This is a genomic window from Glutamicibacter sp. NPDC087344 (assembly GCF_044744225.1).
Taxonomy (GTDB): domain Bacteria; phylum Actinomycetota; class Actinomycetes; order Actinomycetales; family Micrococcaceae; genus Glutamicibacter.
In genome coordinates this window covers 129236-147020 of record NZ_JBIUXY010000004.1, presented here as the reverse complement: position 1 = coordinate 147020, position 17785 = coordinate 129236, and the positions used below count along the sequence as shown (strand labels likewise).

The 17785-nt window shown below is 56.6% G+C and carries 20 protein-coding genes and 1 pseudogene; 9 read left to right on the top strand and 12 right to left on the bottom strand.

Annotation, left to right across the window (positions count from 1 at the left end; genetic code table 11):
* The first annotated feature begins 38 nt into the window (after positions 1 to 38).
* The 6 genes from ACIOWL_RS08315 to panD all read left to right on the top strand — a co-directional run bounded on the left by ACIOWL_RS08315 (position 39) and on the right by panD (position 5069).
* On the top strand, positions 39 to 542 hold the full coding sequence (locus ACIOWL_RS08315) for a MarR family winged helix-turn-helix transcriptional regulator (protein WP_400383497.1): 504 nt from the start codon (positions 39 to 41) through the stop codon (positions 540 to 542).
* Complete coding sequence (locus tag ACIOWL_RS08310; protein ID WP_400383495.1) at positions 539 to 1633, top strand: LLM class flavin-dependent oxidoreductase; 1095 nt, start codon at positions 539 to 541, stop codon at positions 1631 to 1633. Before ACIOWL_RS08315 ends, ACIOWL_RS08310 begins: the two co-directional genes overlap by 4 nt.
* On the top strand, positions 1630 to 2196 hold the full coding sequence (locus ACIOWL_RS08305; RefSeq protein ID WP_400383493.1) for an NADPH-dependent FMN reductase: 567 nt from the start codon (positions 1630 to 1632) through the stop codon (positions 2194 to 2196). The genes ACIOWL_RS08310 and ACIOWL_RS08305 overlap by 4 nt, the downstream gene beginning before the upstream one ends.
* Positions 2197 to 2312: 116 nt before the next feature.
* Entirely contained in the window at positions 2313 to 2885 is a 573-nt protein-coding gene (locus ACIOWL_RS08300; protein WP_400383491.1) for a DUF3060 domain-containing protein, read from the top strand.
* A 108-nt stretch (positions 2886 to 2993) separates the two neighbouring features.
* Positions 2994 to 4544 carry a histidine ammonia-lyase gene (gene hutH, locus ACIOWL_RS08295; RefSeq protein WP_400383489.1) on the top strand — a complete coding sequence of 517 codons (1551 nt, stop codon included), beginning with the start codon at positions 2994 to 2996 and terminating at the stop codon, positions 4542 to 4544.
* 102 nt (positions 4545 to 4646) lie between these two features.
* Positions 4647 to 5069 carry an aspartate 1-decarboxylase gene (gene panD, locus ACIOWL_RS08290; protein WP_400383487.1) on the top strand — a complete coding sequence of 141 codons (423 nt, stop codon included), beginning with the start codon at positions 4647 to 4649 and terminating at the stop codon, positions 5067 to 5069.
* 75 nt (positions 5070 to 5144) lie between these two features.
* On the opposite strand, the gene ACIOWL_RS08285 is transcribed toward panD, so the two are convergent.
* Positions 5145 to 5543 carry a hypothetical protein gene (locus ACIOWL_RS08285; RefSeq protein ID WP_400383485.1) on the bottom strand — a complete coding sequence of 133 codons (399 nt, stop codon included), beginning with the start codon at positions 5541 to 5543 and terminating at the stop codon, positions 5145 to 5147.
* Positions 5544 to 5836: 293 nt separating this feature from the next.
* Here ACIOWL_RS08285 and ACIOWL_RS08280 point away from each other — a divergent pair, with 293 nt between their 5' ends.
* On the top strand, positions 5837 to 6328 hold the full coding sequence (locus tag ACIOWL_RS08280; RefSeq protein ID WP_400383483.1) for a DUF6328 family protein: 492 nt from the start codon (positions 5837 to 5839) through the stop codon (positions 6326 to 6328).
* Here the strand turns inward: ACIOWL_RS08280 and ACIOWL_RS08275 are convergent.
* Positions 6325 to 7158 (bottom strand): oxygenase MpaB family protein, encoded by an 834-nt coding sequence (locus tag ACIOWL_RS08275; RefSeq protein WP_400383481.1) that lies wholly within the window; start codon positions 7156 to 7158, stop codon positions 6325 to 6327. The two genes, ACIOWL_RS08280 and ACIOWL_RS08275, sit on opposite strands and share 4 nt — an antisense overlap.
* A gap of 432 nt (positions 7159 to 7590) precedes the next feature.
* Between ACIOWL_RS08275 and ACIOWL_RS08270 the strand changes: the two are divergent.
* A pseudogene (locus ACIOWL_RS08270) lies at positions 7591 to 8778 on the top strand (ISL3 family transposase); the annotation flags it as partial.
* On the opposite strand, the gene ACIOWL_RS08265 reads toward ACIOWL_RS08270, so the two are convergent.
* The 8 genes from ACIOWL_RS08265 to ACIOWL_RS08230 form a co-directional block, all read right to left on the bottom strand.
* Entirely contained in the window at positions 8776 to 9459 is a 684-nt protein-coding gene (locus ACIOWL_RS08265) for a hypothetical protein (RefSeq protein ID WP_400383479.1), read from the bottom strand. The pseudogene ACIOWL_RS08270 and the gene ACIOWL_RS08265 sit on opposite strands and share 3 nt — an antisense overlap.
* On the bottom strand, positions 9456 to 9656 hold the full coding sequence (locus ACIOWL_RS08260; RefSeq protein ID WP_400383478.1) for a hypothetical protein: 201 nt from the start codon (positions 9654 to 9656) through the stop codon (positions 9456 to 9458). The genes ACIOWL_RS08265 and ACIOWL_RS08260 overlap by 4 nt, the downstream gene beginning before the upstream one ends.
* Positions 9637 to 10815: a tyrosine/phenylalanine carboxypeptidase domain-containing protein gene (locus ACIOWL_RS08255; protein ID WP_400383476.1), complete on the bottom strand. Its 1179-nt coding sequence runs from the start codon at positions 10813 to 10815 to the stop codon at positions 9637 to 9639. Before ACIOWL_RS08255 ends, ACIOWL_RS08260 begins: the two co-directional genes overlap by 20 nt.
* Positions 10816 to 10864: 49 nt before the next feature.
* Positions 10865 to 11128 carry a hypothetical protein gene (locus tag ACIOWL_RS08250; protein WP_400383474.1) on the bottom strand — a complete coding sequence of 88 codons (264 nt, stop codon included), beginning with the start codon at positions 11126 to 11128 and terminating at the stop codon, positions 10865 to 10867.
* Positions 11129 to 11190: 62 nt separating this feature from the next.
* Positions 11191 to 11589 carry a hypothetical protein gene (locus ACIOWL_RS08245; RefSeq protein ID WP_400383472.1) on the bottom strand — a complete coding sequence of 133 codons (399 nt, stop codon included), beginning with the start codon at positions 11587 to 11589 and terminating at the stop codon, positions 11191 to 11193.
* Positions 11586 to 11858 carry a hypothetical protein gene (locus ACIOWL_RS08240; protein WP_400383470.1) on the bottom strand — a complete coding sequence of 91 codons (273 nt, stop codon included), beginning with the start codon at positions 11856 to 11858 and terminating at the stop codon, positions 11586 to 11588. The genes ACIOWL_RS08245 and ACIOWL_RS08240 overlap by 4 nt, the downstream gene beginning before the upstream one ends.
* Before the next feature lie 68 nt (positions 11859 to 11926).
* Positions 11927 to 13618 carry a hypothetical protein gene (locus ACIOWL_RS08235; RefSeq protein WP_400383469.1) on the bottom strand — a complete coding sequence of 564 codons (1692 nt, stop codon included), beginning with the start codon at positions 13616 to 13618 and terminating at the stop codon, positions 11927 to 11929.
* A gap of 691 nt (positions 13619 to 14309) precedes the next feature.
* Positions 14310 to 15206 (bottom strand): ribokinase, encoded by an 897-nt coding sequence (locus ACIOWL_RS08230; RefSeq protein WP_400383467.1) that lies wholly within the window; start codon positions 15204 to 15206, stop codon positions 14310 to 14312.
* A gap of 187 nt (positions 15207 to 15393) precedes the next feature.
* Between ACIOWL_RS08230 and ACIOWL_RS08225 the strand changes: the two genes are divergently transcribed.
* Positions 15394 to 16071 (top strand): metal-dependent transcriptional regulator, encoded by a 678-nt coding sequence (locus ACIOWL_RS08225; protein WP_400383465.1) that lies wholly within the window; start codon positions 15394 to 15396, stop codon positions 16069 to 16071.
* Between the two features lie 67 nt (positions 16072 to 16138).
* Here ACIOWL_RS08225 and ACIOWL_RS08220 read toward each other — a convergent pair whose 3' ends face one another.
* Positions 16139 to 16828, bottom strand: coding sequence for a phosphonatase-like hydrolase (locus tag ACIOWL_RS08220; protein WP_400383463.1), 690 nt, complete (start codon positions 16826 to 16828; stop codon positions 16139 to 16141).
* Positions 16829 to 16849: 21 nt separating this feature from the next.
* Entirely contained in the window at positions 16850 to 17620 is a 771-nt protein-coding gene (locus ACIOWL_RS08215; RefSeq protein ID WP_400383461.1) for a GntR family transcriptional regulator, read from the bottom strand.
* Positions 17621 to 17785 lie beyond the last annotated feature (165 nt).

Genomic DNA, 17785 nt, shown 5'->3' with positions numbered 1-17785 from the left:
TGATATTCGAAAGGTACCCACAGACAAGGAACCCGGCAATGAACAACCGTCCCTTAGGATTGATGATTTGGCTTCGCATGGCCCGCTTTGTTCAGCGCAGCAATCAGATCTCCAACGAGTTCCTCAGCCAGTCAGGTCTGTCGATTGCCCAATTCGAGGTACTCAATCACATCAAGGCCTATCAGCCGGTGACCCAAACCGACCTCGGGTCGCGACTGACGGTAACCGGCGGTGGCATCTCACGGATGCTTTCCCGCCTGGAATCCTGTGATCTGATTTCCCGCGATACCCAGTGGAAAACCAAATACATCTCGCTCACCGACAAGGGACAGCGTCTGATCGACTCGATCTACTCGGATCAAGTACGACTCCAAGCATCCATGTTTGACGATGTCCTCACCCAAGATGAGCAAAAACAGCTGTACACACTGATGCGCAAGATCCACAAAAACAGTCTCACCAAAACCGCTCCACAGCGAGCTAGTTCCATCGACCCGGCTGCCAACCCAAGCCCCACAAAGAACACGGAGAACCCGTCATGACCGATGCCCTCGACACCATGCAAACCCACCGCATCGACCCGCAGGCCGGACTTCAATTTGGCATGTACTCGCTGGGAGATCATCTACCGAATCCGCTCACCGGTGAACGGGTCAGCGCCTCAACCCGTGTGAAGGAATTCGTCAGCTATGCGCAGGCGGCCGAGCAAGCAGGTTTCGATTCCTTCAGCCTCGGTGAAAGCCACCAGGAATACTTCGCCTCGCAAGCCCATGCGGTCATCCTGGGTTCCATCGCGCAGGCCACTTCCAAAATTAATATCGGCAGCACCTCCACGATCTTGAGCACCTCGGATCCGGTGCGTGTGTATGAAAACTTCGCCACCCTAGACCTGCTCTCAGACGGCCGCGCCGAACTCGTTGCCGGGCGTGCTTCACGTATCGGGCTCTTTGAACTTCTTGGCTACAACCTGCATGACTATGAGGAACTTTTTGAAGAAAAGTTCGACCTGCTGCGCCTGATCAATCGCGAAGAAGTAGTGAATTGGAAGGGCAACTTCCGCGCCGAGCTTCGTGACGCGCAGGTACTTCCGCGGCCGCTGAACGGTCGGTTGCCGATCTGGCGAGCGGTGGGAGGATCCCCCGCCAGCGCCGTCAAAGCCGGGATGGCCGGTGCCCCGATGGTCATGGCCCACCTGGCCGGACCAGTCTCCGCCTTCGCCCAAACCATTGAGTCCTACCGCAGTGCCGCAGCGGCCAGCGGCTTCGACCCTGCGACACTTCCCGTGGCCACGGCAGGTTTCCTTTACGTCGCTGAAAACTCGCAGCAGGCGCTCAAGGATTTTTACCCGCACATCAACGAAGGAATGATCCGCACCAACGGCCGCGGCATGCCCAAACAGCTCTTCGCGCAAAGCACCGATCCGCGCAGCATTGTCAACCTCGGCAGCCCACAGCAGGTGGTTGAAAAGATCCTGTACCAGCACGAGCAATACGGCCACCAGCGCTTCATCGGACAGATCGACTTTGGGGGCATGCCGTTCAAGAAGGTCATGGAGAACATCGAGCTGATTGGCTCCGAAGTTATCCCCGCGGTCAAAAAATACACCGCCATTACAGCAAAGGCCACGGCATGAAAACCGTTGTTTTATCCGGTTCCCGGCTTGGTTCCACCACCCGCACGGTTATGAACTATGTTGCCACGGCCCTGAGCGCCATTGACGAGCCGCTGGACGTCGACCTTTTTGACCTGGCCGACTTGGACCTGCAGTTTTCCGACGGCCGGAACTACCTTGAGTACACCGGGGACACCTTGCGACTCACGCAGGCCTTGATGGATGCAGACACCATCCTGCTCGGCACCCCGATATTCCAGGCATCGATCCCGGGTGCCCTCAAAAACGTCTTTGATTTGCTCCCGGTGGATGCCTTCCAAGACAAGGTAGTTGGCCTTGCCGTCACCGCTGGGTCGCCCAAACACTACCTGGTTGCCGAACAGCAGCTGCGCCCCATCCTGACCTATATGAAAGCCCAGGTTGTCCAGAGCTACGTTTTTGTCGAGTCAAAGGATGTCCACCGCTCGGAAATTGTCAGTGATGATGTCACCCTGCGCCTTGACCGTTTGGTTGAGGACGCGGTAGTACTGAGCAAAACCTATTCACAGATGCGCGCCGAGCGCGAGGCTGCCTATGCCTTCTAAGCTGTGAACCGCGCGGCCCTGGCCTAGGCTGGGGCCGCAGCGTGTGGTGGAATGTGTTTTTGCGCGGGGAATCGGCCAAGATGGAAGAACCAGCACTTCATCCTTCAAGGAGCAACATGCCAGCGCCGCGCCTCAAGAACACCGTGTCCACACTCGCCGCACTGATGCTGGCCCTGCCATTGGCCGGGTGCGTGACAATTCAGTCCACGGATGACGCTTCTTCTCCGAGCGCTTCCCAGGTGCCCACCGCAACACAATCCATTCAAGGCAGCATCACACCGTTGCCCAAGGACCCCTCATCTACCGAGGGCAGCCTCGGAACGGTGCCTAAGGAAACCGCCGGCGACAGCTTCCAGAACGGATTCGACAAAATCCTGGAGCATGCGCAGCGCAAAGATTGCTCGCAAGATACACAAATCACCGACAACGGTCAGATCTTGCACCTGATTGGCGACTGCACCGACGTGACGATCAGCGGCACCGGAAATATGATCGTGGCCAATAACGCTCGCACCGTCACCGTCAGCGGCACCGGAAACATCGTGGCGGTGAAGAGCGTCCGCCAGGTTGATCTCAGCGGCGTCGGCAATGTGGTGGCGTGGCGCAGTGACGACACCCAAAGCACGGACACCGGCCAGTCAAACTTTGCAGGCCAGAACGCCTTGGACGGGATCGATTTAACCTTCTAAACCGCGTGTCCGGGATTTCAGACACTACGGGTGCATTTGGGCTCTTTTCGACCGCTAACTGTCGAACAATAGAAACCAAGAATACGTCTCCCAGTGAATGGATACCCCATGACCGCAAAGCACTCAGCGCACGTCACCCTGCACAGTTCCGGCGTCACGGCTGAAGATGTCATTGCCGTGGCACGGCACCACGCCCGCGTAGAAATCGCCCCCGAGGTGCTGGACGAGCTGGCCGCGGTCCGCGCACATATTGATGCACTGGCATCCTCGGAGCATCCGGTCTACGGAATTTCTACCGGTTTTGGCGCACTGGCGACCCGCCACATCGCACCCGAAGATCGTGCCAAGTTGCAGCGATCATTGATCCGCTCGCATGCCGCCGGCATGGGCGCTCCGGTGGAGCAAGAAGTGGTGCGTGCACTGATGTTCCTGCGCGCCAAGACCTTGGCATCCGGGCGCACCGGGGTGCGGCCGGTGGTGTTGCAGACCATGATCGACCTGCTCAACGCCGGGATCACCCCGGTGGTCCGCGAATACGGTTCCTTGGGTTGCTCGGGCGATCTGGCCCCGCTCTCCCACTGCGCCCTGGTGCTGATGGGCGAAGGCGAAGCGACCGACGCGCAGGGCACGCTCCGCCCAGTTCCCGAGCTGCTGGCAGAAGCCGGCATCACCCCGGTCCAACTCGCCGAAAAGGAAGGGCTGGCACTGGTCAACGGCACCGACGGAATGCTCGGACAGCTGCTGATGGCATTGGCCGATCTGGAGGAGCTGGCAGATATTGCCGATGCCACCGCGGCGATGAGCGTCGAGGCCCAGCTGGGCACCGATCAGGTATTCCGTGCCGAGCTACACGAACCACTGCGCCCGCACCCAGGCCAGACCCGCAGCGCCGCCAACATGTTCGGTTTCCTCGCCGACTCCCCGGTGGTCGCTTCCCACAAGGTGGGTGACGGCCGGGTGCAGGACGCGTATTCGCTACGCTGCTCCCCGCAGGTCACCGGAGCGGTGCGCGACACCATCACCCACGCCCGTTTGGTCGCCACCCGTGAGTTGGCCGCCGCCATCGACAACCCGGTAGTGCTGCCCAGCGGCGAGGTGACCTCCAATGGCAACTTCCACGGAGCACCGGTGGCTTATGTGCTGGACTTCTTGGCCATCGCCGTCGCGGATCTGGGCTCGATTGCCGAACGCCGCACCGACCGGATGCTGGATCCTGCCCGGTCACGCGATTTGCCCGCGTTTTTGGCCGATGACCCAGGGGTTGATTCGGGCATGATGATCGCCCAGTACACCCAGGCCGGCTTGGTCGCCGAGAACAAACGTTTGGCGGTCCCGGCCAGCGTTGATTCAATCCCATCCTCAGCCATGCAGGAAGACCACGTCTCCCTGGGCTGGCACGCGGCCCGGAAGCTGCGCACCGCGGTCGCGAATCTGCGTCGCATCCTCGCCGTGGAAATGCTGATCGCCGGACGCGCCCTGAATCTGCGTGCGCCATTGCAACCGGGTCCAGCCACCGGCGCGGTGCTGGAAGTGCTGCGCACCAAGGTCGCCGGACCAGGCGAAGACCGCTTTTTGTCCGCCGAACTGGAAGCCGCGTACGAGCTGCTGGACTCCGGCGCGGTGCATGAGGCACTGCAGCCATTTCTTTCGCAAGGCTAGCGGATCCTGCTGATTTCCCGGCAATTCTGAGCGAATAACTGCTATAGAGCGTAAACTGGATTGTCGGGAAACGGTTTCCAAAAAAGACGAAAGAAACATCGTATGCAACGGACCATGTTCAAATCCAAGATTCACCGGGCCACGGTTACCCAGGCGGACCTGCACTACGTCGGCTCGGTGACGGTTGACTCCGAGCTCTTGGCCGCCTCGGATATCCTGCCGGGCGAACTGGTCAGCATCGTGGACATCACCAACGGCGCCCGCCTGGAAACCTACACCATCGCCGGGGAGCCCGGCAGTGGGGTCATCGGCATTAACGGGGCCGCCGCACACCTGGTTCACCCTGGCGACCTGGTCATCCTGATCAGCTACGCACAGATGGAAGACGCCGAAGCCCGCAGCTACGTGCCGAGCGTGGTGCATGTCGACGCCGAGAACAAGATTGTCCACCTGGGCGACGACCCAGCGGTCGCAGTCACCGCCGGGGTGCAGAGCCCGCCCTTTGCGCTGATTACCGGAAACTAGACTCTGGGCTTCTCACTTCATACGGTAGGCCGCCGGGAACACCGGGCGGCCTACCGTATGTTTTTCATTGTCAGTTCACAATAGGTCGCCGCAATCCAACTCCGGGCATCCCTGCCAGCGCTTGGAGAAGTAGCCGATAATGTCCAGGGCGCTGGCCATGGGATACCGCCTGGCATGCCGGCCGTAGACCCGATCAATGGCGTCGTCAAAGGACAACTTAAAGAACCTGCAGACCACGTCGTAGCGCCACACCTCCATGGCCAGGTCGAAGAGCTCGGCATAACTCAGCTCGCTGCGCCGCTCCAACCCCAAATGGTGCGAGATGCTCCAGATAATCTCGCGGTTCAGTTCGTGGCCTTCCCCGCAATCGCACCAGCTCATCCCGGTGGTGGGCATGGCCCAGACCCACGAAGAATCACCCGGCGGACCACCGCCAAGATCATTAAACCCATTCTCATTGCCTAGTGCACTCATGAGGGCCTCAGCTCCCTTCACCTCGGGGTGATCCAGGTCCGGCCATTTCTGCTGCCTGTTGGGCAACCGATCATGGTCGCCCACGTCGAATCCCTTCGCCGGAACTCATGAACTGATTCGAACTTGATCTAACCATACGTCATTAACTAGTACACATGTTCGAATCAGTGGAACTTTTTCCACCCGGCTTTTCTGTGGTTTCGCTACAAGCTCCTGACGCGGTCATTCCCAACTCGCTAGACTCAGTCCCCAAAGAGTGAATACCCAAGGTCCCGGGAAAAGTGGTTACACCGATGTCCAGAAACATGCAGCCTGATACCTCAGACGGCGCACCGCATCGTCAATGGAATGAGATTCTGCAGGAAATCAGGGTCATGCAAACCGGCATCCAGATCCTCGCGGCATTTTTGATCATCCTGCCTTTCCAGGCCCGATTCACCATTCTCACCGCGCAAGAACAGATCTTTTATGTCATCCTGCTGGTTTTCTCGGCACTACTGATCATCTTGATGCTGATGCCGGTGTTGGTGCACCGCTACTTTTTTGGGCAACGGCTCAAGGCGACCACCGTGCTGCTGGGCCATCGAGTGGTCAAGGTCGTCGGAATCAGCGCAGGGCTTTTGGTGGCCTGCAGCGTATGGTTTGTTGCCCATGTCCTGCTGGGCGGGCCGGCCTCGTGGTTTATCGGCGGAATCTTGGTTGTGGTGACATTGTTCTTGCTGGTTCTATTGCCACGGCTACTCACACCACGCGAAAAACTGCCTCGTTCATCAACCAGACGTTAGGTCGCCAGCTGGGTTTCCGCCGCCATCCGGTCAACGTGGCGCAGCATGAGTTTCATTGGCAGATGCCGCATGGCCTTGGGCAGAACCCGGGTTGCCAGCCATGCGGTCCGGACCATCTGGCGGTTGCGCCGCTGGGTTCTGCGTGTGAGCTGGTACCCGAACTGTTCACGGACGTTGGCCGGCAACTGGGCAATGCTCACGTCTCGCATCAGCGGCAGCCCCGCCCGGATCCACCAGGGAGCCTTGGAACCGGAGAACAGCTGCCGGGCAAGTTCCCGGGTCTGCTCGGTGACTTCAAGCTTTGCGGTGACCTCCGCAAAGTACGTGGTGAAGTCCACTTCGCTGGGTGGCCAGTAATCCGTGGGCATCTGCAGGGTGTCGCCTAACCGCGCGTACTGCTGATACAACTCTTCACTCGCGTCCTGGTCCCACGCGGGCAACAGCTGCGAGCCGATCAGCCGAGCAGAATCAAAAAGTGTCGCGGCCACCCACAGCTGGAGTTTGGGATCCAGCGCGGAATAGGCAGGAGCTCCGGAATTTTTGTCCCGCGGGGCATGCACCGGGCGGTGAGCTGCATCAACATAATTGATCATGGTGCGCTGCTGCTGGGCAGTCCCATTGCTCAAGGCATAAATGTATCCCAGGGTATGCACCAGCCGGGAGAGCGGGTTGGCGGCGAAATCCGAGTGCTCGGCGATGGCTCGGCCAATCTGGGGATGGGCCAGCTGCAACAGGATCGCCCGGCCAGCGCCTAAAAGCAGCACGGATTCAGGAGCGGCCTTGGACAGCTGGTCGCGCGGGCGCGGCTGTTGCTCAGGCTGAGGATTCACCCTTTGAGTCTAAACGACCGGTCTGTCGACCCGCTGTCGGGCAGAGCTATTTCCTGCCTATGGATGTGGGTCTCGACAGTTTATATGCGTGGTTCCGCCCTAAGCCGAATGACTGCTTGCCACACACGTACTCTACGGCAGACAATCATTACTTTGCATTCGTTTTAATGACTGCGTTTCATCCAACCGCTAACAATTTTTCAATCCTCCAGGATATGCCTGGTGGTTTCAGTTCCGTTTTGAGTGCTACGACGAATGAATCAATGAGACTGCAAACAAGAAACCAAGACGTCAAGTGGCTCTTCCGGATTTAGAGTGTAACCACCTCAAACCAACACCCCGAATCCCGGGCATGTCGCAAAACACGAAAAAGTCGAGGCCTTCCAGAAGAATGGAAGTTACCACACTCACCATTCTTGAAAGACCTCGACGTTGCTCAATTCTACCTTCACCACACCAGACCTCACGACATTCACCGGACTTGACCAGCTGGGCCTCACCGCGACCGGCCAACACGTGAGCGAAGCGAAAGCCGAGATCCTCTGCCAACTCACCACCCCGAACCCGTGGTGCCGAAAATGCGGTGCACCCGGTGCGCCCCGAGATACCGTCACCCGCCGACTCGCCCACCAACCCTTCGACTGGCGCCCAACCATCTTGGTCATCAAACACCGCCGCTACCGGTGCGGCCACTGCCAACACGTCTGGCGTGAAGACCTATCCCAAGCCGCCGACGAACAGCAGAAAATCAGTAAAACCGGACTACGCTGGGCGCTGACCGGACTGGTCTGCCAACACCTGTCCGTCTCACGCATCGCTGAAGGGCTCGGCGTCAGTTGGAACACCGCCAACGACGCAGTACTGGCCGAAGGCCAACGCCTGCTCATCAACGACCCCACCCGCTTCAACGGCGTCAAAGTCCTCGGCGTGGACGAACACGTGTGGCGGCATACCCGCACCGGCGACAAGTACGTCACCGTCATTGTCGATTTCACCGCCGTACGGGGTGGTACCGGCACCGCACGACTGTTGGATATGGTGCCGGGCCGGTCCAAAGCCGTATTCAAAACCTGGCTCGCCAAACAAGACGAACAATGGAAACAAGGCATCGAGGTGGTCGCAATGGACGGGTTCACCGGCTTCAAAACCGCGGCTGCCGAAGAGCTACCCCACGCCGTAGAAGTTCTCGACCCGTTTCATGTGGTCAAGCTTGGCTCCGAAGCCCTGAACCAGACCAGGCAACAGGTCCAGCGCGAGGTCCACGGCCGGCGAGGACGCAAAGACGACCCGTTGTATCAGTGCCGTCGCACCCTGACCACGGGATTGTCCTTGGTCACCGAGAAGCAGCAAGCGAAGCTTGAAAAGCTGTTCAAGGTTAAGGCCCATGAGCCGGTGCATGTGGTGTGGAGTGTGTATCAGAAGATGGTGGATGCGTACCGGCAGTCAGATCCAAAGGTTGGACGGTGGGCGATGGAAGAGCTGATCATGGAGGTTGGGACGAACGTGCCCAAGGGCCTGCCGGAGCTGAAAAAGCTCGGTGGGACCTTACGTCGCCGGAAGACGGATATCCTCGCGTATTTTGATCATGTGGGTAGCTCCAATGGCACAACGGAAGAATTATAAGTTACAAGCCGCCCCAAGGACATCGGCACAAGATTCCGACACGCGCGGAATCTTCATTGAGCCGATTATGTATATACCGTTCTCATCATTTGCTGCAATGGCTATTTTTGTTGGATTGGAAAAAGGTGCGGCAAACACGTTTGCGCATGATGTTACATGCTGCGTGAGGCTACAGGAACTGGATAAATTAATGATTGGGTAGGTATTTCCCGAAGTGTCGCTTGAATGAAGTGCTCCGGTGTCATAAGCCTGGCTTGCAAAGAAATTCTCTGAGCCAAGGGCTACCAACTTGCCAGTCCCCGGATCGTCCTCATACAGAAAGTACCACTGAAGATCAACTGCAGAAAGTTGATTCATGTCCTCTATTTGAGCGCGCGCGTACAGAATCACACCGTCCGGCGACGTAAGTGATATCCGTTGACCATGCACTGTTGCCTTCAGAGTTGTGGCACTCGGTGTCTTATATACAGGAAGAATTAGAGATGGTGTCGATTGAGACTCCTCCACAGAAAACGCAATTTTTGGAACCAGATTTGGCAGAATGAAAAAACACAACGTCACAACAACCAGCGAAAGAATCCCGCATGCGATTCTGAGACGTGCAATGCGGGCCGCGATCAATTGATCCGCTGCGACCCGCATGTTGGCCAATGTGCGGGTCGCAATTTTCTCATTCACCGTTTTGGCTTTCGTTGCGCCCCGATCTTGGCGATCCCATTCATGGCGATCTTCTGGATTGCATTTCTAGCTTCAGCTGATTCTGTCTTTGACAAAAGTTCCATCGCGTGTATTCCGATGGCAGTGACTGCCAGAACCGTTTCTTCACTATCTTGTGACTGCTGGTTGTAGCACTTATCAATTACGCGCCAGCCCATGGCAAACCTCCCAAGGCAAATTACCGGGTTGAAGCACTCCCATCGAATGAAGCCTTTTTGCCACCGGCATCATTGAAAGTCCCCATTTGGTAGACATGAGTACCCGAATCCATTCAAGTGAAGCGCCGTCGAGCGAAGTAGCAACTTCAAGGTACCCTGAAAGATACGCATGGTCCTTTGTAAAGGCTCCCGGCGATTCAAGATCATGCATCCCTCGCTTGACCCTCAAAGCTATACTTGCTGCCTCCGCTTGTCCTACATATGGTTTAAGAACTTGAATCACCATCGAGGCACCTGCATGCAAGGCAATGTCTACCGCGATTGCCCTAGCTGCATACCGGCGAAGTGTATTTGGATGTAGTGCGGCCAATTGATGTTCCCACCAGATAGCCAGTCCTTCTTCCGTAGAAATACTGTCAGCTCCCAAGCTTAGGCTTGCGAGGGTTCCTTTAGTTCGTTCAGAATTCAGAGATCGAACTATATGACCTCCAATTTCGTGGACAGCTAACCTACGAACTTCGTTCCAAGTGATCTCAAGTCCCGTTCTAACCACAAGTTGGCGGCTGCTTTGCTTGACCATCATCGCAGCTTGAATGTCCGACGTGATTACATTCCAGTCACCTGGAAGCGTCGAAAGCAGTTTTTCGATGTCTTCCAGGATTTCTCGTGTAGCCATTTTCCCCACTTCTGAAGGATCGTGCGCATCGGAAGTAAGAATGGACCAAGCTTCTTCAAGTGTGGCTTTTGACGGTGCCCCGTATTCCTTTAGGCTCCAGGCAGTCAACGAATCGTTTCTATTGGTTTCGTTTGCTTCGCTGAACGCAAGGCACCCGTCAGTAATCGCATCAAGGTTTGCGAGAAGTGCGTCCTTCGCAGGATGATCAAGATCCTGAACTAAAAGTTGAACTTCACGTGCCATGCTCACCGTTTTTTCTACGGGTGCCGGTGAGTACTCCAGCATCTGCTTCGTTTTGCCCGAAGTAGCGAGGTCCTCGAAAATCAATCCAAAATTGGCTGGTTTCGACCAAGAAATTGGAGTGAAACTAGCAAACAACTTCTTGGCAGGAACCTCAACACGTTGTCCCTCGACAAGTATCCATTCTTCCTGCAGGCCGTTATAGAAGGCTTTGACATTCGGGTCTGAAAGATCTAGTGACACCACAGGATTTGAACGAACTTGACGACTCCGGTGGGAAGGCATCCGACTGTTATTTAGCGACATCACGCGATAGTCCCTTGAAAGTCATTTCATCTGCTGTTCGAAGAATCCGGTCTGTGATCGAGTCAGAGCAACTATCCAGTGATTCTTTCTGAGAAGGAAATCGCGTGGTGCGCTGGTCAGCAAGCCAATCTTGACGCGCAATGTTGTTGATTCGTTGAATCCCGATATCAGCTAATGTTCGAATACTTACGAGCGACTGAGCGAAACCTAGCTCCTGTAGCGCGAGTTCATTGAGATATTTCGGTTCCACTTTGTCCTCCTAGCAGGAATACGCTGAAGTTGGGACCTGAGCTATCCTCAGGTCCCAACCTCCTAACGACGCCGCTGATTCTGAATTTCAGAGGCCGCGATCCGCCCAAGCTCGGGTGCTAGAATTTCTGCGAAATTCAGTATGTCGTCGGCTGATTTTTGATACCTAACTTGACCGATGAGAACATCTCGTTGGGCAATAAACTCAGCGAAACATGATTGAGCCGTGAAAGCAAGCTGATTGGCATTGCTAATCGCCGTCTCGCCTAGGAGAGCTTCGCCGTATTGCTGACGGCGTTGCTCAGCGATTTGGTAGTCGATAGCCCTGCTTCGCTTTATGTGTTCGAGTTCCGCATTAGAAAACTCGCGCGCAGTTTTCCGGTCACGACTCAATCGGCCGAGTCCACCAGAATTTGGTTGAAGTTGGGTCGGCGTCCCAAACGGTGTGAGTTCGCTATTCATGATGCTTCTCCTCCAAGTATCGCAGCAATATGCTTCTTGTTTGTTTCAACCTGGTCCGCTCGTTGACGGGCCACTTCCATGTAAAAGTTATCCAAAGCGTTGTTTCTCCGCTCGATCTCTTTTATTGCGGTTTCAACGATGAGCTTTCTCGCTTCGACTCCGCACAGCGACGACTCGGCCTCTGTCTTGCGCGCCTGGGCTTCTAAGAATCTGCGAATCTCCGCAGATTCTTCAATCCTAAGCCGAATCTTGCGTTCCCATACCTTCATCAGAACTCCTAACGTCGATAGAGCCAATTTAGAGGGAGAGTTATTGGCTTGGAGAGAAACCTGCAGAATCAGGATTGCTTTCTACGGGATCGAGTGCGCAGAGGGCGGCTCCGATCTTTGCTAAGCTGGTCGCCGAATCGCGCAATTGGCCCATTAAGGAAATATGTATGAGAGGCTCTCGCCCCCGGAAGAACGCCATGTGTCAATAAATAGGCAAGTTGGTAAGCAGCCAGCAACCGAATATCTCCAACAGTAGGATGTTCGAAGAACTGCGCACGATCTGCAAATTTGCCATCCATTCCCATCGGCCACCAGTCCATGTCGCATTTGAACTGTAGAACCTCAAAATTTCCGAATGCTCGCGCATTCAGGCACGCCTCGATTCCATCAAGTAATTCTTCAGATCGTTGCGGAGTCATCGGGTTTAGAGTTTTCTGCCCGATCTTCTGACGTGCCTCCCACGATTCAAGGGTTGCCAACGTCGGTCGTAAAAGTATCGGAATCACAGAACCATCTGAGATTAGACGCTTACCCTCCTCAGTCAAAACCAAGTACTCAAGGTAGCTCGCAACCATAATGCTTGGACGTGAGGCCGTACGAAACGACCGAGCAGCCCTGTCAATTGGTGGCCTTGCGGCCAGCATCTGTTCGGTTTGTCTTATTAAGGAACCTCCAACTGCTCCAGCGCTTTGTCGCAACGACAAAACATCCCATCCGAGTGCTCTGCCAACTAGATTGGCAAGCGGCAACGGTGCGACAGCAGCAGGCGCAACAAGCAGAACTTTGGTAGAAGTCTGCATCTCACCAAATCTATCCATGAAGGAAAAAATCCCAGCGTCAAGAACTAGAGGTCTAGCTTCCCGCACGTCTGTCCTGGACGACGCTGATTCAACATATATATGTCGCGGGCCAGTTCCGGCCCCATGCATTAGCGGAGACACCAACGAACCCTCAAGCCCGTAAGAATTAAAGTGCCCATTCGCTCTGGGAACGCGAATACGTTCTTCAATTTCTAAGCGTTCAAGTGCCCCAACCATGATCGGCAAGCTATCTGTTCTCTGATCAACGATGCGTTTTAACTTTGCTGAGCGTTCAGTTGGAGATGGGATTAGTCGTTCTATAGCTTCTTTTGCAATCTTTCCTCGATTGAGCAGATGGCTATTTTCGGACACGTCAAGATCTGGCCCCAACCACGCTTCAAACTCAACAGCGTGATATCCGATGTGTCGATACTTGTCAGTTCCTGCCGGGATATCAAAGATCTTGGCCCTCCATCTGGCGAGATCACTAGGGGCCAAGCCTGAGGTCTGCAATATGTTCGAGCGCATACCCACGACGAGGTCCGCAACTCCGGACGACATCATGCGATTTTCGCTTAATGCCAGTTCAAGCCGCTGTTGCAGCAACCAACTAGGACTCAAGAGCGGTGAATCGATGAGTTCCAAGTCCTCATAACTCAAGTATCCCAGGTCGATCAACTGTTCAATCACCGGGTAGTCGATAATGCGGGCTACCTCCAAAATTGAAGGGATCGAGGGAGCCGAACAACGGGCCCCGTTAGTCCATTTGCTCAAACTAGACTGAATCTGTGAAGCCCTAGCAGGGAATTTTGAAGCAACAGCTTTATGCTGTACGCCTGTCGTACCAGCTTGCTCTCGAATGCGTTGCCTCCACGGCGAGTCAGAAGTCAATTTTCGATTTGGCGCATCTACAATCTCGGGCTCATTGCCGCTAACATGCCAACGTTCGGTTCCATTCATGCGACGCCTACCTCTCTAAACTGATGCAAGTATCCATCAGAAGAGGTCAGTTTAGGAACAAAAGAAGCGGTATTACGTCGAGTGATACTCGACGTAATACCGCTTCTTTGAACAAGGCTACTTTACTCGCCTGCCCGAGCTCGTTTTGTTGCCATTTTTATCATATGTTGCCCAGAGGTGGTCATGTCCAGGCCCATCGGGTTTTCCCTTTCCACCTTGATATATATCAACTCGGCTTCCATTGTCGGTAGTCACGATCTTTTGTCCATTCTTCCACTGAATTCGTGTCTCCGGGCTACCATTACTAGAAACTGGGATATTACCCATCTTGTGCATCCTTCGGTAGAAGTTCCCCAACATTGGAAGCTGGGCTCAGATTCAATCTTTAGACCGGAGTGAGCGTGTATTCGACAAAAATGCAAAAAAAGAACGCTTTCCTTTCGATGCAGTCGACGTTCAAGAAGACGTCCTGTCCTAATGCAACGCGTCCGTGGTTTAACCTGAGATACCAAGACGTTCGGTCGACTGGCAGAATTTACAAGGTTTCCTGTGCGGTGAAAAAGTCGGAGCGGGAGCTAACAAACTGATGACTTGGAAGTTTGCTACGATTCTCAAAAACTTTCGAACAGAAGTCTCTTATGGTTGCGGCTTAGTAGCGATATGACTTACCGGCGAGAAGTCAGCACTATCCCTACAATCTAGCGAGGTTACGCGGGTAAGAAGATTGCGCGCCGTGGGCCTGGACCGTCAGTGCGGCGAAGCGACCGGCAAACTCCGCCGCCTGCGCCAGGTCATCCCCATGCGCCAGCCGTGCGGCGAGCGCTCCGGTGAACGCGTCCCCGGCTCCGGTGGTGTCCACCGCGGTGGTTTTCACCGCGGGCAACGTCTGAATTCCGTGGGTCTGCGCTACCAAGCATCCCTGGGCGCCAAGGGTGATCACCACGCTGGATACCCCGTGATCCAGCAGGTTCTGGGCAATTACCGGTTCGCTGTCCCCGCTAAGTCCCTCGGTGCCATCCAATAGGGCCAGCACCAGCGCCGCTTCGTGTTCGTTGACCACCAGCGGATTCGCCGCCAGCAGGTACTCACGAGGCAACTCGATCACCGGCGCCAGGTTCAGCACCACCCGGTCGCTGGCGGCATCCATGGCGGCGGTAATGCCGCTGGCTGGAATCTCGCCTTGAAGCACCACGATGCCGTGCAGGGAGCCTAGGGCGGAAACCACCTCACCGGTGACCTGGGCGTTCGCGCCGGGCACCACGGCGATGGAATTTTCAGCCGCCGCATCAACCTGGATGATCGCAACCCCGGTGGCTTCGTTCGCGCGGGCTACCCGTCCCAACTCCACCCCGGCTTCGGCCAACTGGCCGAGGGCCACTTGCGCGTGGGAATCCTGGCCGACCGCGCCGATAAACTCCGTGCGGGCCCCGGCCAGTTGCGCGGCCAGAGCCTGATTCGCGCCCTTGCCCCCGGGGGTGAGCTGATAAGACTGCGCCAGCACCGTCTCCCCGGGTCCAGGCAATCTAGCCATCAATGCGGTAATGTCCACATTGCTTGAACCGACGATGGTGACCTGTGCCTCTTGCATGGTTGCCTTGCTCTTTCAGCCGTTTCCACGGGGCCTTCGCCGGCCCCAACACCAAAAATACTTCACCCGTATTTCTGGGTGAGACTCAAGCCTATGGCCATGCCACCGCGGTGTCGAACCGGGCGGCACCCACCGGACGACTCGGGTCGTTATCCCTGTGCCGAGCGGGTTGACTATCATGGATCATGTGTCGGTAAATCAGCTTTCGGACAGCGCTCAGAACTATCTCAAGATCATCTATGGACTCAACGAGTGGTCGAATGAGCCGGTGACCGCCAGCATCATTGCGGGCAAGGCCGGAATGAAGCTTTCGACGGTTTCCGGCGCCCTGGCCAAACTTCGTCAGCAGGGCCTGCTTGATCATGCTCCCTATGGAGCGGTCAGCCTCACCGCGCGTGGCCGCGACTACGCGGTGACCATGGTGCGCAGGCACCGCCTGATTGAAACCTTTTTGGTTCAGATGCTCGGCTACCGCTGGGATCAGGTCCATGAGGAAGCCGAGCAGCTGGAGCACGCAGTCTCAGACTTCATGATTGCCCGGGTTGACGAGCTGCTCGGACACCCCACCAGGGACCCCCACGGGGATCCGATTCCCACCGCTGAAGGTCAGGTCAGCATCCCGCCTGCCGTTTCGTTGACCGAGATCACCGGCGGCTCGCAGGTGCTGGTCGAACGCATTGCAGATGACGATTCCGAGTTGCTTCAATACTTTTCCGATCATGGGATCGTGGTTGGCGCCCGGCTCGACATCCAGGCCGGGGACCTCTTTTCCGACACCTTGGAAATCGCCTCGCCCACCACCGGCAGCGCGTTGCGTTTAGGCCAACGGGCCACCAGCGCAGTCTGGGTATCGGTCATCAGCTAGGTTGGTACCGCTTCGGCAGGCCTCGGACTACGGCCTTGCCCACCGAAGCGCGGACGCAGGCCAGGGCTCAGGCCTTGAGAGCCAGGTGGGAAATGAACTGGGGCAGTTGTTCCACGCTGTCCAGGATCACATCATGGGCGTGGACTTCAAGGTCTTCGCGGCGCAGTTCACCGGTGAGCACACCAACTGCCAGCACCCCGGAATTTTTGGCCGCCTGCAGGTCGTTGACCGTATCACCGGCGGCGATCACCGAGCGCACGTCGCGGATGCCGGTCAGTTCCATCGCCCGGTGGATCATGTAGGGTGCCGGGCGCCCTGCGGCCACCTCGTCGGCGGTGACGACCGCATCCAGCAATTCACCTTCGCCCACACCCCAGCCAAGCTGTTCCAGGATCACCGTGGCAACATCGCGTGAGAATCCGGTGGTCAGTGCAATCTTGATGCCCTGCGCAGAGAGGGACTGGAATGCTTCACTCACCCCGGGCAGCGCCACCGGAGGGTTCTGCTGGTAGTAGGAGAAGAGCAGCTCGCGGAAACGGTCAAAGGTGGCGTCCACCAGCGCCGGTTCCGGGATGCCTCCGCCGAGGGTGATCAGCGCCGTAATTGCCTCGCGTTTTTCCGCACCCATCCAGGCTTGCAGGTTTTCGGGCGCGACCTCGGCACCGGTTTCACGCACACAGTTTTCCAGTGCGCGGTACACATCTGCATGCTCGTCAACGGTGGTTCCTGCCATATCGCAAGCGATCAGCTTAATCATGATGTTTCTCCTTGAATGGATTTAGGCGTTCGGAACACTCATGCTTGGCGCGCGGGAAAAGGCCGCGCGTTGCTCGATGGTGTTCTCAATGGTGAAGTTGGCCAGGTGCGGCAGGTAGCGGTCATCGGAATATTCCAAGACCTCACCGGTGCTGGCGGAGGTGATCCGGCGTTCGCGCAGCAGCGCGGTGCCCACCGGCACCTCAAGCAGCCTGCTGTCCTCGTCATCCGCGGCGACCGCGTCAATAACGTGTTTGCCGCGACTCAGGTCCACCCCCTGCTCGCGCAGGTAGCTGAAGATGGAACCGGAATCCGTATCGAAGTCGAACAGCAGCCGGCCGACCTGCGGATCAAAACTGGTGCGTTCGATCATGGCCGGGGTCTCGTCCAGCAGACGCAGTCGCAGCACCTGAACAATATGGGTCCCGGTTTCCAACCCGAACTGCGCGGCCGCCTCCGGGCTTGCCGGGCGGCGCGCTAGTTCCAAGGTGCGCTGCCCAGGCACCCGGCCCACCGACTGGGCCCATTCGGTAAAGGACATGAAGGTGCTGAAAGACTGCGAGCGCACCGCATGCGCAACCACGGGAGGTTTGCCCTGCCCACCGGCGATCAGCCCTTCGGCACGCAGCGTCGCCAAAGCATGGCGGACTGTTCCCCGCGAAGCGTTCGCCTGGGCGCACAGCTCGGTTTCACTGGGAATCGCTTCGCCCTCCTGCCACGCTCCGGAACTGATCCGTTCGCGCAACTCGGCCGCTAGCAGCTGGTGTTTGGGTTGATTTCTATTCTGGCTCACCACTTGATCATACAAGTCTTGCTTACGCGAAAATGCTGGTTTTTTGCGCTTTTTCATGAACCTTCGGTAAACAGAAGTTGTCCAAGTTGAACTCTATCTAAACTTGTTTGTACAAGTGCTATTTTGGCTTGAAAGTTGCTGTGCACAGCGCGGATGATCAATTCC